This window comes from Paraburkholderia caballeronis (genome assembly GCF_900104845.1).
In the GTDB taxonomy this organism is placed as follows: domain Bacteria; phylum Pseudomonadota; class Gammaproteobacteria; order Burkholderiales; family Burkholderiaceae; genus Paraburkholderia; species Paraburkholderia caballeronis.
The window spans coordinates 2993853-3011093 of record NZ_FNSR01000001.1 but is presented as its reverse complement, the minus strand read 5'-3'; the positions used below and the strand labels follow the sequence as shown (position 1 = coordinate 3011093).

The 17241-nt window shown below is 67.5% G+C and carries 14 protein-coding genes; 5 read left to right on the top strand and 9 right to left on the bottom strand.

All coding sequences use genetic code 11. The features are described 5' to 3' along the window. Positions 1-24: 24 nt before the first annotated feature. Positions 25-3597 (top strand): DNA polymerase III subunit alpha, encoded by a 3573-nt coding sequence (dnaE, locus tag BLV92_RS13445; RefSeq protein ID WP_090545643.1) that lies wholly within the window; start codon positions 25-27, stop codon positions 3595-3597. 28 nt (positions 3598-3625) lie between these two features. Here dnaE and BLV92_RS13440 read toward each other — a convergent pair whose 3' ends face one another. Then, on the bottom strand, positions 3626-4402 hold the full coding sequence (locus tag BLV92_RS13440; protein ID WP_090545641.1) for a glycosyltransferase family 2 protein: 777 nt from the start codon (positions 4400-4402) through the stop codon (positions 3626-3628). Positions 4403-4676: 274 nt separating this feature from the next. On the opposite strand from BLV92_RS13440, the gene msbA reads away from it, so the two are divergent. Then, positions 4677-6461: a lipid A export permease/ATP-binding protein MsbA gene (msbA, locus tag BLV92_RS13435; protein WP_090545639.1), complete on the top strand. Its 1785-nt coding sequence runs from the start codon at positions 4677-4679 to the stop codon at positions 6459-6461. Positions 6462-6497: 36 nt separating this feature from the next. On the opposite strand, the gene BLV92_RS13430 is transcribed toward msbA, so the two are convergent. Further along, on the bottom strand, positions 6498-7547 hold the full coding sequence (locus tag BLV92_RS13430; protein ID WP_090545637.1) for a glycosyltransferase family 2 protein: 1050 nt from the start codon (positions 7545-7547) through the stop codon (positions 6498-6500). A 176-nt stretch (positions 7548-7723) separates the two neighbouring features. Here BLV92_RS13430 and BLV92_RS13425 point away from each other — a divergent pair, with 176 nt between their 5' ends. Continuing rightward, positions 7724-8809 carry a glycosyltransferase gene (locus tag BLV92_RS13425; protein ID WP_090547055.1) on the top strand — a complete coding sequence of 362 codons (1086 nt, stop codon included), beginning with the start codon at positions 7724-7726 and terminating at the stop codon, positions 8807-8809. Between the two features lie 33 nt (positions 8810-8842). Here BLV92_RS13425 and BLV92_RS13420 read toward each other — a convergent pair whose 3' ends face one another. Beyond that, positions 8843-10114 (bottom strand): O-antigen ligase family protein, encoded by a 1272-nt coding sequence (locus BLV92_RS13420; RefSeq protein ID WP_090545635.1) that lies wholly within the window; start codon positions 10112-10114, stop codon positions 8843-8845. A gap of 276 nt (positions 10115-10390) precedes the next feature. Here BLV92_RS13420 and BLV92_RS13415 point away from each other — a divergent pair, with 276 nt between their 5' ends. Then, positions 10391-11233: a glycosyltransferase family 2 protein gene (locus BLV92_RS13415; RefSeq protein ID WP_090545633.1), complete on the top strand. Its 843-nt coding sequence runs from the start codon at positions 10391-10393 to the stop codon at positions 11231-11233. Between the two features lie 142 nt (positions 11234-11375). Continuing rightward, positions 11376-11687 (top strand): DUF4148 domain-containing protein, encoded by a 312-nt coding sequence (locus BLV92_RS13410; protein ID WP_090545632.1) that lies wholly within the window; start codon positions 11376-11378, stop codon positions 11685-11687. Positions 11688-12025: 338 nt separating this feature from the next. Here the strand turns inward: BLV92_RS13410 and rng are convergent, their stop codons facing one another. The 6 genes from rng to hemF form a co-directional block, all read right to left on the bottom strand. Then, a complete protein-coding gene (gene rng / locus BLV92_RS13405; protein ID WP_090545630.1) occupies positions 12026-13495 on the bottom strand; it encodes a ribonuclease G in 1470 nt (489 codons plus the stop codon). Positions 13496-13504: 9 nt separating this feature from the next. Further along, positions 13505-14122: a Maf family protein gene (locus BLV92_RS13400; protein WP_090545629.1), complete on the bottom strand. Its 618-nt coding sequence runs from the start codon at positions 14120-14122 to the stop codon at positions 13505-13507. A gap of 189 nt (positions 14123-14311) precedes the next feature. Beyond that, entirely contained in the window at positions 14312-14782 is a 471-nt protein-coding gene (gene rlmH / locus BLV92_RS13395) for a 23S rRNA (pseudouridine(1915)-N(3))-methyltransferase RlmH (RefSeq protein WP_090545627.1), read from the bottom strand. A 25-nt stretch (positions 14783-14807) separates the two neighbouring features. Then, positions 14808-15368, bottom strand: coding sequence for a ribosome silencing factor (gene rsfS / locus BLV92_RS13390; protein WP_090545625.1), 561 nt, complete (start codon positions 15366-15368; stop codon positions 14808-14810). A gap of 2 nt (positions 15369-15370) precedes the next feature. Continuing rightward, positions 15371-16105, bottom strand: coding sequence for a nicotinate-nucleotide adenylyltransferase (locus tag BLV92_RS13385; RefSeq protein WP_090545623.1), 735 nt, complete (start codon positions 16103-16105; stop codon positions 15371-15373). A 1-nt stretch (position 16106) separates the two neighbouring features. Further along, on the bottom strand, positions 16107-17030 hold the full coding sequence (hemF, locus tag BLV92_RS13380; protein WP_090545621.1) for an oxygen-dependent coproporphyrinogen oxidase: 924 nt from the start codon (positions 17028-17030) through the stop codon (positions 16107-16109). Positions 17031-17241 lie beyond the last annotated feature (211 nt).

The following is a 17241-nucleotide window of genomic DNA, read 5'->3' as shown; positions in this document are numbered from 1 at the left end:
AATTCGCGGATCGGTGGAGTTACAATGACGCCCATGTCAGATCCCCGCTTCGTCCATCTTCGCGTTCACTCCGAATTCTCGATTGCCGATGGCATCGTGCGCCTCGACGACGTCGTCAAGGCGGCGGCCAGCGACGGCCAGGGCGCGCTCGCGCTCACCGACCTCGGCAATGCGTTCGGCCTCGTCCGGTTCTACAAGGAAGCCCGCGGCAAAGGGGTCAAACCCATCGCCGGCTGCGACGTGTGGATCACGAACCACGACGATCGCGACAAGCCTGCGCGGCTGTTGCTGCTCGTGAAGGACCGGCGCGGGTATCTGAATCTGTGCGAACTGCTGACGAAGGCGTGGCTCACGAACCAGTATCGCGGCCGCGCGGAAGTCGATGCCGCGTGGCTCGAAGCGGGGCTTGCCGAAGGGCTGCTCGCGCTGTCCGGCGCGCAGCAGGGCGACATCGGGCTTGCGTTCGCCGCCGGCAACGACGAGGCGGCGAAGCGCCATGCCGGGCGTTGGGCGAAGGTGTTCCCGAACGGCTTCTACATCGAGCTGCAACGCTGCGGTCAGCCGGGCGGCGAGGCTTACGTGCAGCAGGCGGTCGCGCTGGCCGCGAAGCTGAAGCTGCCGGTCGTCGCGACGCACCCGATGCAGTTCATGACCGACGAAGAGTTCACCGCGCACGAGGCGCGCGTGTGCATCTCGGAAGGCGACATCCTCGCGAATCCGCGCCGGCAGAAACGCTTCACGACCGCGCAGCGGTTTCGCACCCAGGACGAGATGGTCGCGGCGTTCGCCGACATCCCGTCCGCGATCGCGAACACCGTCGAAATCGCGAAACGCTGCAACCTGACGCTCGAACTCGGCAAGCCGAAGCTGCCGCTCTTTCCGACGCCCGATGGCTTGTCGCTCGACGACTACCTGGTGCAACTGTCGAAGGAGGGCCTGGAAAAGCGCCTCGTGCAGTTGTACCCGGACGAAGCGGAGCGCGACCGCGAACGCGCGCGTTATTACGAGCGGCTCGAATTCGAGTGCGGCACGATCATCAAGATGGGCTTTCCGGGCTACTTCCTGATCGTCGCGGACTTCATCAACTGGGCCAAGAACAACGGCGTGCCGGTCGGTCCGGGCCGGGGCTCCGGCGCGGGTTCGCTCGTCGCTTACGCGCTCGGCATCACCGACCTCGATCCGCTGCGCTACAACCTGCTGTTCGAGCGGTTCCTGAATCCGGAACGCGTGTCGATGCCCGACTTCGACATCGACTTCTGCCAGCACGGCCGCGACCGCGTGATCCAGTACGTGAAGGACAAGTACGGCGCGGACGCGGTGTCGCAGATCGCGACGTTCGGCACGATGGCGGCGAAGGCGGCGGTGCGCGACATCGGCCGCGTGCTCGACCTCGGCTACAACTTCACCGACGGCGTCGCGAAGCTGATCCCGTTCAAGCCGGGCAAGCACGTGACGATCGCGGACGCGATGAAGGAAGAGCCGCTGCTGCAGGAGCGTTACGACAACGAGGACGAGGTGCATCAACTGCTCGACCTCGCGCAGCTCGTCGAAGGGCTCACGCGCAACGTCGGGATGCACGCGGGCGGCGTGCTGATCGCGCCCGGCAAGCTGACCGATTTCTGCCCGCTGTACACGCAGGGCGACGAAAGCGGCGTCGTCAGCCAGTACGACAAGGACGACGTCGAAGCTGTCGGCCTCGTGAAGTTCGACTTTCTGGGCCTCACCACGCTGACGATCCTCGACTGGGCCGAGCGCTACATCCGGATGCTCGATCCGTCGAAGCAGGACTGGTCGCTGATGCAGGTGCCGCTCGACGACCCCGCGTCGTTCTCGATCCTGAAGAAAGCGAACACCGTCGCCGTGTTCCAGCTGGAAAGCCGCGGCATGCAGGGTATGCTGAAGGACGCGCAGCCGGACCGCTTCGAGGACATCATCGCGCTCGTCGCGCTGTACCGCCCGGGTCCGATGGACCTGATTCCGAGCTTCTGCGCGCGCAAGCACGGGCGCGAAATCGTCGAGTATCCGGATCCGCGCGTCGAGCCGGTCCTGAAAGAGACCTACGGCATCATGGTCTATCAGGAGCAGGTGATGCAGATGGCGCAGATCATCGGCGGCTACTCGCTCGGCGGCGCCGATTTGCTGCGCCGTGCGATGGGCAAGAAGAAGCCCGAGGAAATGGCGCAGCACCGCGAGATCTTCGCGGAGGGCGCGGCGAAGAACGGTCTGTCACGCGAGAAGTCCGACGAGATTTTCGACCTGATGGAGAAGTTCGCGGGCTACGGCTTCAACAAGTCGCACGCGGCCGCGTACGCGCTGCTCGCGTACTACACCGCGTGGCTGAAGGCGCACCATCCGGCCGAATTCATGGCGGCCAACATGTCGCTCGCGATGGACGACACCGACAAGGTGAAGATCCTGTTCGAGGACTGCATCGCGAACGGCATGCAGGTGCTGCCGCCGGACATCAACCGGTCCGCGTACCGCTTCGAGCCGGTCGCGGAAGCCGGCGCGGGCGAGAAAAAACCCCGTTCGCGGACGATCCGCTACGGCCTCGGCGCGATCAAGGGCAGCGGCCAGAACGCGATCGAAGAGATCCTGCGCGCGCGCGAGGACGGCCCGTTCAAGGACCTGTTCGACTTCTGCGAGCGGATCGACCGGCGGATCGTGAACCGCCGCACCGTCGAGGCGATGATCCGCGCGGGCGCGTTCGATACGCTGCACGAGAACCGCGCGCAACTGCTCGCGTCGGTGCCGCTCGCGATGGAAGCCGCCGAGCAGGCGAGCGCGAACGCGATGCAGGCGGGCCTGTTCGACATGGGCGACGCGCCGCTCGCGGCGCACGAACTCGTGGGCGAGCCGGCGTGGCCGGAGAAGCGCAAGCTGCAGGAGGAGAAGGGCGCGCTCGGCTTCTATCTGTCGGGCCACCTGTTCGACGCGTACAAGGACGAAGTGCGCCGCTTCGTGCGGCAGAAGATCGGCGACCTGAAGGAAGGGCGCGACAAGCTGGTCGCCGGCGTGATCGCGTCGCTGCGCACGCAGATGACCCAGCGCGGCAAGATGCTGATCGCGCTGCTCGACGACGGCACCGGCCAGTGCGAAGTGACCGTGTTCAACGAGCAGTACGAGGCGCACCGGCAACTGTTCAAGGAAGACGAACTGCTGGTCGTGCAGGGGCAGGCGCGCAACGACGCGTTTACCGGCGGCATCCGCTTCACCGTCGATACCGTGATGGACCTCGAACGCGCGCGCAGCCGTTATGCGCAGGCGGTGAAGGTGCAGATGAACGGCAACGCGAATGCGCAGACGCTGCGCAGCGTGCTCGAAGCGTTTCGTGCGAAGCCGGACGACACGCTGCCGGCGCCGGTCGCGCAGACGCCGTCGCGCGGCGGGCGGGACGGCGGCGGCGGTTACGGCCGCGACCGCGAGCGTGCGCAGCCGGTGATCCCGAACGGGCTTGCGGTGCAGATCGTCTATCGCAACGACCGCGCGGAAGGCGAGGTGCGGCTCGGCGATGCGTGGCGGGTGAAGCCGACCGACGATCTGCTCGCCGCGCTGCGCGGCGAGTTCGCCGGCAGCTCGATCGAGATCGTGTACTGAGGACGCAGGCGCGGGCCGCGCCGGCGCTTCAGCGCGGGCCGCGCGCGTTGCCGTTGTGTTTGTTCAGCAACGCGAGCTTCAGGAACCGGTAGTAGACCGTCTCCGCGTTGAACACCGCGATCATGAAGCCCGCGCGGCCGTCGAGGAACCCGCCGCGCAGCCAGTACGTGCGCACGAACGCCCACGCGCCGCGCGCGATCGCCTTGCCGAAACTTCCCCGCTGACCGGCCGCCGCGCGCTGCTGCGCGCCGGCGGTCGAATACGCATCGAGCTTGCGCAGCACCGCGGCGTAGTCGTCGTACGAGTAGTGCAGCAGCTTGCCGGTCAGCCGCCGCGCCGCGCCCTCGAACACGAGCCGCTCGTGCACGAGGTCGTCCGAGAAGCGGGCCACGCCGCGCCTGAACAGGCGCGGAATCCAGTCAGGATGCCAGCCGCTGTGCCGGACCCACGCGCCGCAGAAGTTCGACAGCCGGTCCACCGCATAGACGTCGGCCTGCGGCGCGGCGATCGCCGCGCGGATCGCCGCCGCCAGTTCCGGCGACACCACTTCGTCCGCATCGATCGACAGCACCCAGTCCGTGCCGAGCGCGTCGAGCGCGCGGTTCTTCTGCGGGCCGAAGCCCGGCCAGTCGGTCTGCACGATCACGCGCGCGCCGTGCGCGCGGGCGATGTCGGCGGTGCCGTCGGTGCTGCCGCTGTCGATCACGACGACCTCGTCGGCGAACGACAGCGCGTCGAGGCAGTCGGCGAGCCGGGCGGCGGCGTTGCGGGTGATCAGGGCGACGCCGAGCGTGGTGTGGTTCATGCTGCGCTGGGGAAGTGGCGGGCTTCGGCCCGATGAAGTGTCGCGCAAGTATACACAGCCGCCTGTGCGGCGCCGGACGTTTGCGATGCGACGCGACGCCCGCATCGGGCCATCGGTCGCCGGCGCAGCGCGCGTGCCCGGCCGCGTCCCCGGTCCGTACCAGACGTGTATCGGACGTATCGGACCCGCCACGGCCGAACGTTTACAATGCGGTACCCTGTTTTTCCGTCCGGCCGCCGGACGGACGTCCGTCATCGCGTTTCCAGAGGATTCCTTGACCCAGAAGTCCACGTTAAGCAAGCCGGCCGGCTCCGGCACCGCGTCGTCCGCCGGCGTTATCGGACGCCGGTTGTGGCCGTATGTGAAGCCGCTCCTCGGTGCGTTGATCGGCGGCATCATCGCGATGGCGTTCGTCGCCGCGACCGAGGCCGGCATCCCGGCGCTGCTCAAGCCGCTGCTCGACCACGGTTTCGGCAGCGCCGGCAGCCCGCTCGCGAAATGGCTCGTGCCGCTCGCGATCATCGGCCTCGCGCTCGTGCGCGGCGTCGCGCAATACTCGTCCGGCTACCTGCTGCAGTACGTGTCGAACAAGATCCTGCTCGAACTGCGGCTCAAGATGTTCGACCGGATGATCCACGCGAGCGTCGGTTTTTTCCAGCGCGAGACCGCGAGCACCGTGATCAACGCGATCGTGTTCGAGGTGAACCAGATCCTGAACGTGCTGATGGGCGTGATGGTCACGCTCGTGCGCGATTCGCTGACGGTGCTGTTCCTGCTCGGTTATCTGTTCATCCTGAACTGGCGGCTCACGCTGATCGTCGCGGTGCTGCTGCCGGGCATCGGCTGGCTCGTCAGCAAGATCAACCGGCGGCTGCGGCGGCTGAACCGCGAGCACCAGATGCTGACGAACGAGCTGTCGTACGTGGTCGAGGAGACCGTCGGCGGCTACAAGGTCGTGAAGGTGCACAACGGCGAGCCGTACGAGATGGGCCGCTTCGCGGAGATGAGCCGCCGGCTGCGCGGCTACCAGATGCGGATGACGATCTCCGGCGGCCTCGCGCAGCCGCTCACGCAGTTCCTCGCGTCGATCGCGCTCGCGATCGTCGTGACGATCGCGGTCGTGCAGGCGTCGAACGACCAGACGACGGTCGGCGGCTTTGTCGCGTTCGTCACGTCGATGCTGCTCGTGATCTCGCCGCTGAAGCACCTGATCGACGTGAACCAGCCGCTGCAGCGCGGGATGACGGCCGCCGAACTGATTTTCGGGCTGATCGACGAGCCGGCCGAGCCTGCCGGCGGCGGCAAGCCGCTCGACCGCGCGCGCGGCGAGATCGAGTTCCGCGACGTGTCGTTCGAGTACGGCGCCGGCACGCGGTCGATCCTGGAGCGCGTGTCGTTCAAGGTCGCGCCGGGCGAGATGGTCGCGCTCGCGGGGCCGTCGGGCAGCGGCAAGACGACGCTTGTGAACCTGCTGCCGCGCTTTTTCGATCCGTCGGACGGCGAGATTCTCGTCGACGGCGTCGCGTTGCCGGAATACGACCTCCATGCGCTGCGCAGCCAGATCGCGATGGTGAGCCAGGACGTGACGCTGTTCAACGACACCGTCGCGAGCAACGTCGCGTACGGACAGCCGCCGGACCGCGCGCGCGTCGAGCACGCGCTGCGCGCGGCGAACCTGTGGGACACGATCGCGGCGCTGCCCGAAGGCATCGACACGCTGATCGGCGATAACGGGATGAAGCTGTCGGGCGGCCAGCGGCAGCGCCTCGCGATCGCGCGCGCGATCTACAAGGACGCGCCGATCCTGATCCTCGACGAGGCGACGTCGGCGCTCGACTCGGAGTCGGAGCGCCACGTGCAGGCCGCGCTGGAGACGCTGATGGCGGGGCGCACGACGCTCGTGATCGCGCACCGGCTGTCGACGATCGAGCGCGCGGACCGCATCCTGGTGATGGAGGCGGGGCGCATCGTCGAGCGCGGCAGCCACCGGCAACTGCTGGAGCAGGATGGGTTGTACGCGCATCTGCATCGGATCCAGTTTCAGCAGAGCGCGGCGTGAGCCGACCCGAACGACGGCGCGGACGGGCCGCGCCGGTCACTTCCTGAAGGTGCGTTTCGCCCAGAGCAGCGGCGCATAGAGGGCGGGGCAGGTCGTGTACAGGAACATCCGGACCTTGAGTCCCGCCGCGATGCCGCGGCTGCGCGTGACGAGCGCTGCGCGCGCGCCGAGGCCCGGCGCACTGAACATCGCATCGATGAACTGCTCGCGTGCGAGCTTCGAGGCCAGCGCCGCGCGCATTCTTTCGCCGAAGCCGGCGATGTCCGCGTCGTGCTGCAACTGCCGCGCTTCCGCCAGTGAGTAGCGGTTGCTTTGCCGCTGGCGTCCGATGAACTCCGCGACCGAGCGATAGCGGCGCTTGCGCGAGAGCCCGCCGCGGCGATAACGCACCAGCGGTTCGTGCAGGCTCGACGCGCCGCCCGACACGATCGCGCGGAACGTCATCACCTGGTCTTCGGCCGCCGCGCCGGGCAGCATCGGGCCGAAGCGTTCGAAGAGCCGCCGCGACCACGTGTGCGCGGCGCCCACCACATACGGCCGTTTCGCGGCCCAGTCGTCGAAGTTTCGATACGCGTCGAGGGTATCCGGCGCGATCCGCTCGTGCACGACGCCCGCGTCGTCCATATCCGCCAGATCGGTCGCGATCAGGTCGAAGCGGCGTCCATGAGCCAGCCAGTATTCGACGACCCGCGCGCAGCGTTCGGGCGCCGATACGTCGTCGCCCGCCGCGACGAACAGCAGTTCGCCTTGCGCGAGACCCGCGAGCCGCGACAGGTGCGCGCTGATGCCTTCGTTTCGCTCGTTGCGGCGTGTCACCACGCGATGCGGGCCGCGATAGTCCCGCACTGCCGCTTCGATTGCCGCATACGTGTCATCGGCCGAGCAGTCGTCGGACACGATGAGTTCGAACGGTTGCCACGACTGCGCAAGTGCGCCGCGCACCGCCTCCGCCACCGTTCGCTCCTGGTTGTACGCGATCAGCAGCATCGACACGAGCGGGCGGTCGCCGCTTGCCGCATCGGCGGTCCGGGGTTCGGGGAGCGAGGTCCTCGCGGGGGCGGCGTCGGAAGGGGAGCGGGTGTTCATCGCGGAGCGACCGGTTCGGGGAGCGCTGATTGTAATCGGTGTCGATGCCCATGCGGTTCCTTTACAATCCCGCGTTGTTCGCGGTCCAATCCGCATCAGGCGTCGGCGCTGGCCTGCCTGTGCGCCATGCGCCGACTCATACTTCCGATAGAGAGCCGCCCTTGTCCGATTCGATCATGCGCGAGCCGAACGCGGCGCTTCCGCTCACCGACCTGGCGCTCACCGCCCAGGCGCCGAAGAATAGCGGCGGCGCGGAGCGCTACACGCGCGACCTGATCGCCGGCTTCCATCGCATGGGTCTGCGGCCGACGCTGTTCGCCCGCGAGATCGACCGCTCGATGGAAGAAGCCGGCTGGATCGATGCGCAGCCGCTCGACGTGCGTTGGGCGCCGCGCAAGCTGCGCAACCTCGCGTTCAACTGGCGGCTTGCACGCAGGCTGAGGCGGCATCGTCCGCAGTGCGTGTTCGCGATCAATCATTCGCCGTATGCGGACGTCGCGCTGTGCGGCGGCACGCATCCCGGCTCGCTCGAAGCCGCGGGCAAGGCGATCCGTCGCAGCGATGCGTGGCAGATCGAACTCGAACGCAAGACCTACACGCAGGCGCGCCGGATCGTCGCGCACTCGCAGTTGATGAGCCGCGAACTGCAACGCTTCTATCGGATACCCGAGGATCGGATCGACGTGCTGTACCCGCCGGTCGACACCGGTCGCTTTCGGCCGCTCGACTCCGCCGCGCGTACGGACGCGCGGCGGCGCTTCGGTCTTCCGGACGACCGCGTGGTGTTCGTCTTCTCCTCGACGAGCCACGAGCGCAAGGGGTATGACCTGCTGGAGCGGTTCTTCCTGCACACCGATCTGCCGGTCTGCCTCGTGGTGGCCGGCCGGCCGGTGCCGAGGACCGGCGACACGATCCGGTATGCCGGTTATTGCCGGGACATCCAGAACCTGTTCGCTGCCGCGGATTTTACGGTCGTCGCGTCGGTGTACGAGCCGTTCGGGCTGGTCGGCGTCGAATCGGTGATGTGCGGCACGCCGCTCGTCATCGCGGATAACGTCGGGTCGGCCGAAGCCGTTGCCGATCCCGCGAAGATCGTCTTTTCACGGCAGATGGACGGCGATTTCGACCGCGCGGTGCATGAGGCGCTGGCGCGCGTGCGAGCCGGTTCGGCGAGGCTCGCGGACCCTTGCGGCAGCCTTGTCTACGATCCGGGCGTCGATGCGCACGTGCATGCGTTGTACCGGCTGATGGCGTCGTCGTAAGGGCGGGTCCGCAACGCGCGCGTTAGCGGGTCGCTACCGCGCGTCGACGCGCGGATTCGCCGCCGCGTCCAGTTCGCGCCGGCGCGCTTCGATCATCGCAAGAAACGCCGTGCTGAGCAGCGCGAGCAGCGCGGTCACCATGATCGGCACGAGCACGTCGATCGTCAGCCCGAACACGATCGTGCTCGACGACACCGCAAGACCGCTATATGCGGCCGTGCGCGTATCAGGATCCTTCGCGCGGCGGTGACGCCAGAAGTACACCGAGTTGCCGAAATAGAACAGCAGCAGGCATATCGTGCCGATCGTGCCGGTTTCGGCGATCGTCGAGAAAAAATCGCTGTGCGCGCGTTCGTTCACGATCTGCGGGTTCGCGACGCCATGCCGCGCGAGATCGCCGAGCGCGTCGACGAGCCGGCCTTTGCCGACGCCGTATACCGGATGCCCGCTGAAGAGCCGCAGCGATGCCTGCCACAGTTGCAGGCGCAAGCCGACCGACGTGTCCTCGTCGCCGCGCTGAAGCAGCGTGAGATCCGACGATGCCGCCGCGAGCCGGTGCTGCATGCGCTCGGTGGAGAGCAGCGCGGCGGCGCACGCGAGCAGGATGGCCGCGGTGACCGCGATGCGCTTCGGATGGGAAAACCAGCGGTACTGCGCGCCGAGCAGGATCACGAACACCGGGATCGCGAGCCAGCCGCCGCGTGTGCCCGACAGATAGGACACGAACCCGCCGGCCAGCAGCGCGAGCAGTTTGATCGCCAGGGCGATCCGGCTGCGACGCCGATCCCAGCCGAACGTGAAGACGGACAGGAACGCGAGCAGCAGCGCCGTGTCGCCGAACGGGATCGCGTTCGTGTAGTCGTTGTTCAGGCGCGTCGCGTCGGTCCAGCCGCCGGCCGGCCGGTCGATCACCGCCCAGACGCCGACCGCGAGCGCGCCGACCGCGCAGCCCCATCCGATCGAGCGCAATTGCCGCGACGGTATCCGGCACAGCATCACGAAGATCGGCAGGGCGAGCGTGAAGCGCGACAGCGCATCGAACTGGCGGGGTTTCCAGTAGCCGTCCACCAGTTGCTGTACGACGATCGCGGCGAGGAACGCGGTCATCCCGATCGCATACCAGCGATAGCTGCACAGCGGCTCGAACCAGGACTTGCCGCGCCCGTGAGTGAACGCGATGACGAGCGACATCAGGAGCAGCGCGAAGAAGCAGTAACCGGTTCCGCCGCGCCACATGAGATTGACCGCCGGGGCAAGAAACAGCAGGATGCCGACGGTCCAGGTCAGACGGGGCGAATGAATCATGGGCAAAGATACGTTGACTCGGCCTTGAGGCGGCACGACCCGCGGCAGGCGTGTTCTGTCACTTTTCGTGATATGGGAGGCGAGGGGCATTATAACCGGCCGCCGGGCGGCTTCTCCGAAACGCTCTGCATGAACCGTGCGCAGGGTTGACTGGCACGAATCGACCGCTGCCATGGGCGGCTTTTTCTTCGCGGGTTCGGACCAGGCAGCCGCTTCGGCGGCGATTCGCCGGCCATGGAACGGTACAATCTGACACCCTCGTCATTCGATTCCGCGATGTTCTCGATCATCATTCCGACCTGGAATAACCTGCCGTACCTGCAACTGGTGATCGCCAGCCTGCAGCGCCATTCGACGCAGCCGCATCAGATCATCGTCCACGTGAACGACGGCTCGGACGGCACGCTCGCATGGGTGCGCGAGCAGCGCATCGAGCACACCGCGTCGCCCGGCAACATCGGGATTTGTCATGCGGTCAATCTTGCCGCCGCGCGGGCCACGCGCGATTACGTCGTCTACATGAACGACGACATGTACTGCTGCCCGGGCTGGGACGATGCACTCGCGCGCCGCATGGCGCAGATGCCGTCGGACCTCTTCATGTTGTCGGGCACGATGATCGAGCCGGTCGATACGGGCAATCCATGCGTCGTCGTCGGAGACTTCGGTCGCGATGCCGCGCAGTTCCGTGCGGACGATCTCGTCGCCGCAGCGCCGTCCCTGGCGCGTTCGGATTGGCGGGGCGCGACGTGGCCGCCGACACTCGTGCATCGCGACTGGTGGATCAAGGTCGGCGGTTACAGCAGCGAACTGAGTCCGGGCATGAGCAGCGACAACGACTTCTCGATGAAGTTGTGGGACGCCGGCTGCCGGACCTTCGTTGGCGTCGGCGACAGCCTCGTTTATCACTTTCAGCAGAAGAGCACCGGCAAGATCGTGAAGAACGACGGGCGGCGCCAGTTCCTCAACAAGTGGGGCATCACGCAGGCGACGTTCGATCGTTTTTATCTGCGTCGCGGACAGAAGATCGAAGGTTCGGATGCCGTGGGCGAGCCGCAGACGGACTGGCGGCTCAAGCGCGCATTGCTGAAGTCCAGGCTGAAGCGTGCATTGGGTTGAGTTCCACAACATTCTTCCACCCCCAGGAACTGTCTTTTGAAATCGTAGGGGTTAACCCTGAACGCCGATCCTCCTAGACTGCGTACATCGGTCACGGGCCAACCGGTTCCGGACCGAATGCACAACCTGGAGGTAAGCCACCATGAAGTCCCTGATTCAAGCCGTTGTCGTCGCAGTCGCCATTTCCGCTCCGCTCGCTTCGTTCGCGCAGTCGAACGCGCCGGTTACCCGCGCACAGGTTCGCGCCGAACTCGCGCAACTCGAAAAGGCCGGCTACCGCGTCGGCGACGGCGACAACACGCACTATCCGGAAGGCATTCAGGCCGCCGAAGCGCGCGTGGCCGCGGCGAACGGCAACACGGCCTACGGCGGCGTCGCAACCGGCTCGTCGCAGGGCGGTTCGGCCGCGCCGCGCGTGTCGGCCTCGGACTGGAACGCGATGTACGGCCACTAAGCCGCGATGAACCGCGCCGCCGTCGCCGCCTGTCGCGAGCACGCGGCGCGGCTGGCCGGCGCGCCGGAACGCATGATCGTCATGGCAGCGGACCATCGTCGTCCCTCATCGAATGACGGCTGACGACACCGGCGCGTCGCCATGCAGTACCGATACCTCCGCCATCGGCGTGCCGATGGCTTCGCCCCGGGCCTCGGCCCCGGGCGCTTTTTGATCGAGGCCGGCTGCATCGGAGATCGCGAGGCGCCGCTTCCGCCCGCACCGATGCCTCAAAGAAAAAGCCGACCTTCGAAGGTCGGCTTTGGTCCGCATGCGGCGTCACGCGCTGACGCGCGCGATCACATCAGCACGATGTCGTACTGCTCCTGGCTCAGATTCGACTCGACCTGCAACGACACCGGCTTGCCGATGAAGTCGATCAGCATCGCGAGATGCTGCGACTCCTCTTCGAGAAACAGGTCGATCACGTGTTGCGAGGCGACCACGCGAAACTCGCGCGGATTGAACTGCCGCGACTCGCGCAGGATCTCGCGCAGCACGTCGTAACAGACGGTCCGCGCAGTCTTCACCTGCCCCTTGCCCTGGCATATCGGACACGGCTCGCACAGCACATGCGCGAGCGATTCGCGCGTGCGCTTGCGCGTCATCTCGACGAGGCCGAGCTGGGAGAAGCCGTTCACGGTCACGCGCGTGCGGTCGCGCGAGAGCGCCTTCTTCAGTTCGCCGAGCACCTGGTCGCGATGCTCGACGTTCTCCATGTCGATGAAGTCGATGATGATGACGCCGCCTAGATTGCGCAGCCGCAGTTGACGCGCGATCGTATGCGCGGCTTCGAGATTCGTCTTGAAGATCGTGTCGTCGAAGTTGCGCGCGCCGACATAACCGCCGGTGTTCACGTCGATCGTCGTCATCGCCTCGGTCTGGTCGATCACGAGGTAGCCGCCGGACTTCAGATCGACGCGCCGCGACAACGCGCGCTGGATCTCGGTCTCGATGCTGTACAGGTCGAACAGCGGCCGTTCGCCGGTGTAGTGATGCAGCAACGGCCGCACGGCCGGCGTGAACTCGGTCGCGAACTCGGACAGCTTCTGGAACGTTTCGCGCGAATCGACCTGGATGCGCGTCGTCTCGTCGTTCACGAAGTCGCGCAGCACGCGCTGCGCGAGGTTCAGGTCCTGGTACAGCAGGCTCGTCGCAGGCATACGCTGCGCCTGCGCGACGATCGTCGCCCACGTCTTGCGCAGATACGCGACGTCGGCCGCGAGTTCCTCGCTCGTCGCGTCTTCGGCGATCGTGCGCACGATGTAGCCGCCTTTCTCGTCGGCGGGCAGCACGGCGGTCAGCCGCGCGCGCACGGCCTCGCGCTCGGCTTCGCTCTCGATCTTCTGCGAGATGCCGATGTGCGGCTCCTGCGGCAGATAGACGAGCGTGCGCCCGGCGATGCTCGCCTGCGTCGACAGCCGCGCGCCCTTCGTGCCGATCGGGTCCTTGATGACCTGGACCATCAGCGTCTGGCCTTCGAACACGGTCTTTTCGATCGGCGCGTGCGCGACCGGCTGATGCGTTTCGCCCGGAATGCGCGGATGCCAGATGTCGGCGACGTGCAGGAACGCGGCGCGTTCGAGCCCGATGTCGATGAATGCGGACTGCATGCCCGGCAGCACGCGCACGACCTTGCCGAGATAGATGTTGCCGACGCGTCCGCGCGACAGCGTGCGCTCGACATGAAGCTCCTGCACTGCACCTTGCTGCACCAGCGCGACGCGCGTCTCCTGCGGCGTGACGTTGATCAGGATTTCTTCGTTCATGGTGTTGTTCTAGAAGTCGATGCCGGCCGCGCGCAGCAGGGCGGCGGATTCAAACAGAGGCAAACCCATGATACCCGAATAGGACCCGTCGATTCGTTCGACGAACTCTGCCGCTCGGCCCTGGATGCCGTATGCGCCGGCCTTGCCGAACGGCTCGCCGCTCGCGACGTAGCGCGCGAGCGCGGCGTCGCCCGCAGCGGCGAAGCGCACCCGCGAGCGTGACAGCGCGGCGGGCAGCAGCGCGCCGTCCGCGTCGACGACCGCGACGGCGGTCAGCACTTCGTGTTCGCGTCCGCGCAGGCTCGCGAGCATCGCGACCGCGTCGGCGGTATCGAGCGGCTTGCCGAGAATGCGGCCGTCGATCGTTACCGTCGTGTCGGCGGTCAGGATCGGCGCATTCGCGTGGCCGCCCGCTTCGAGGCGCCTGCGCGCGGCGACGGCTTTCGCGACGCTGACGCGCATCACGTAGTCGGCCGCCGCCTCGTCCGGCAGCACCGCTTCGAGCGCCTCGGCGTCCTCGTCCGGACGCGGCAGCAGCAGTTCGAAACGCACGCCGAGCTGTTGCAGCAGCTCCTGGCGGCGCGGGCTTTGCGAGGCGAGATAGACGAACGGGTAGGGCGACGGCATCGATGGGTCTCGGAGGGAAGCGGGAAAAAGCGGGAAAAACGGGAAAGAGAGAGGAATCCGTACGGGTTGACGGCATCGGGGCCGGCGGGCTTGATGGCCGGTCCCGCGCTGCGCGGCGCGGCCGCGCGCAACGAGCCGGACCCGGCGCCGGGCGCGGCGGCCATCGCCGCGCCGGATGCCGGTCCACGATCAGACGCGATGATACGGATGATTCTGCGTGATGGTCCACGCGCGATACAACTGCTCGGCGAGCAGCACGCGGACCATTGCGTGCGGCAGCGTGAGGCTCGACAGACGCAGCAGCAGGTCGGCGCGCGCCTTCAACTGCGGGTCGAGCCCGTCCGCGCCGCCGATCAGGAACGCGACGTCGCGGCTGTCCTGCTGCCAGTCGGGCAGCGCGTTCGCGAGCTGCATCGTGGTCCAGTCCTTGCCGCGTTCGTCGAGCGCGACGATGCGCGCCTGCTTCGGCAGCGCGGCCTCGATGCGCTGGCGCTCGGCTGCCATCACGCTTTCCGCGGAGCGGCCCGACGAACGTTGCTCGGGCTTGATCTCGCGAAGCTCGATCCGCAGTTCGGGCGGCATCCGCTTCGTGTATTCGTCGAAGCCGGCGGCGATCCAGTCGGGCATCCGGTGGCCGACGGCGACGATGTGGAGCTTCATCGCAGCGACGCGCGAACGGCGCGGCTCACTTGCTGGTGCTGCGGCGCGCGGCGGTTTTGCGCGCGGTTTTCGCGGCGGGCCTTGCGACCGGTCTTGCCGCCGACTTCGCGGCCGGCTTCACTGCCGACTTTGCAGCCGGCTTCACAGCCGATTTTGCGACCGGCTTCGCCACCGGCGCGTCGTCCTCGTCCTCTTCGTCGTCGAGCGGCTCGGACGGTTGTGCGCCGCCGAAGCGGCTGCCCGTCGCGAGCTTCACGCGCACCGGCTTGTCGCCCCAGATTTCTTCGAGGTTGTAGTACTGGCGCAGCGCGGGCTGAAGGATGTGGACGACCGCGTCGCCGCAATCGACCAGCACCCATTCGCCGATGTCCTCGCCTTCGGTGCTGATGATGTCGCCGCCGGCTTCCTTCACCTTCTCGCGCACGCTGGACGCGAGCGCCTTGGTTTGCCGGTTCGACGTGCCGCTCGCGACGATCACGCGATCGAACAGTTCGGTCAGGTGGCTCGTGTTGAACACCTTGATGTCCTGGGCCTTTACGTCTTCGAGAGCGTCGACGATGGTGCGTTGCAGTTTGCGGATATCCATGATTACCCGTGGTACAGATGATGTTGAAGAATATAGTCCCACACGGCCGCGGGAACGTGATCGGCGGCGTCGGTTCCGTGCGCGTCGCCTGAGCGATGCTGCGCGACGCACGCGCGGATCTGGCGCCGGATGTCGGTCGCGGAGACGTCGAGCGCGAGCGCGTCGTCGAGCAGCAGATGGCCGTGCGCGCTCGAACGCAGCGCGGCCGCGTCGGCGCGGCGCGGCGCGATTTCGGCGGCGACGTCGGCCGGCACCGACGCCAGGTCGAAGCCGGGCCGGCTCGCCGCGCCGATGTGCGCGTAGGTGAACAGCTCGCGCCATTCGTGCCACGTGTCGAGATGCACGAGCTGGTCCGCGCCCATCAGCAGCGTCAGCGATGCGTCGTGGCCGTTGCGCGCGCGCCAGCGGCGCAGCGTCTCGACGGTGTAGGTCGGGCCGTCGTGGTCGATCTCGTCGGTGTCGACGCTGACCGCGACGCCCGGCAGCGACAGCGATGCGGCCGCCGCGCGCGTCATCGCGAGCCGGTGCTCCGCCGCGGACACCTCCGGCTTCTGCCACGGCTGGCCGGCCGGCAGCAGCACGAGGTCGGTCAGGTCGAGCAGTTGCGCGAAGCGCCTCGCGAGCGCGAGATGGCCGTTGTGGATCGGGTCGAACGTGCCGCCGAGCAGGCCGACGCGGCGCGTGACGGGCGCGGGCGGCGCGTCCGGACGGGAAGGGGAAGAAGGGCGCGTCACGATGTCAGGCCCAGTCGCGCACGGGCAGGAAGTCGGTGTACAGGCGCGCTTCCGGCGTGCCGGGCTGCGGCTGCCAGTCGTAGCGCCAGCTCGCGCCGGGCGGCATCGACATCAGGATCGACTCGCTGCGCCCGCCGCTTTGCAGGCCGAACAGCGTGCCGCGGTCCCAGACCAGGTTGAACTCGACGTAACGGCCGCGCCGGTACGACTGGAACGCGCGCTCGGCGTCGCCGTACGGGGTGTCGCGGCGCTTCTCGACGATCGGCAGATACGCGTTCAGGAACGCGTCGCCGACGCTCTTCACCATCGCGAACGACTTCTCGAAACCGGGTTCGGAGAAGTCGTCGAAGAAGATGCCGCCGATCCCGCGCGCCTCGTTGCGATGCTTCAGGAAGAAGTAGTCGTCGCACCAGCGCTTGAAGCGCGGATACAGGTCGTCGCCGTATGGCGCGAGCGCGTCGCGGCACACGCGGTGAAAGTGGCGCGCGTCGTCCTCGAAGCCGTAATACGGCGTCAGGTCCATTCCGCCGCCGAACCAGAACACCGGCGGCTCGCCGGCCTTCGTCGCGACGAGCAGGCGCACGTTCATGTGCACGGTCGGGCAGTACGGGTTGCGCGGATGCAGCACGAGCGACACGCCCATCGCCTCGAAGCCGCGCCCCGCGAGCTGCGGGCGCACGGCGCTCGCGGACGGCGGCAGCGCGTCGCCGGCGACGTCGGAGAAGCCGATGCCCGCGCGTTCGAAGAAACCGCCGTTTTCGAGGATCCGCGTGCAGCCGCCGCCGCGCAGTTTTTCGCCGGGCGCGCGCTGCCACTCGTCGGTCGCGAGCGGCGTGCCGTCGAATGCGCCGAGCGCATCGGCGATCCGCGTTTGCAGCCCCTGAAGCCATGCGCGGACGGTCGCGCTGTCGTGAGTCGAATCGATCATCGGTGAGGTGGGCGCGTCGCCTGCGGCGGCGCGGGTGGGTTCTCTGCGGGTTCATCCGCGCGCGGCGGCCGCGCGGGACAAAAGCGTGACATAGCGGGAGTGTAGCGCCGATCCGCCGCCATACGACGGCGGGGCCGGAACGTGTCGCCCGAGCGGAACTACGCCACCGTGCTCCCGGTCCGGCTGCGGATTGCGCGGCGGCCGCCGGCTT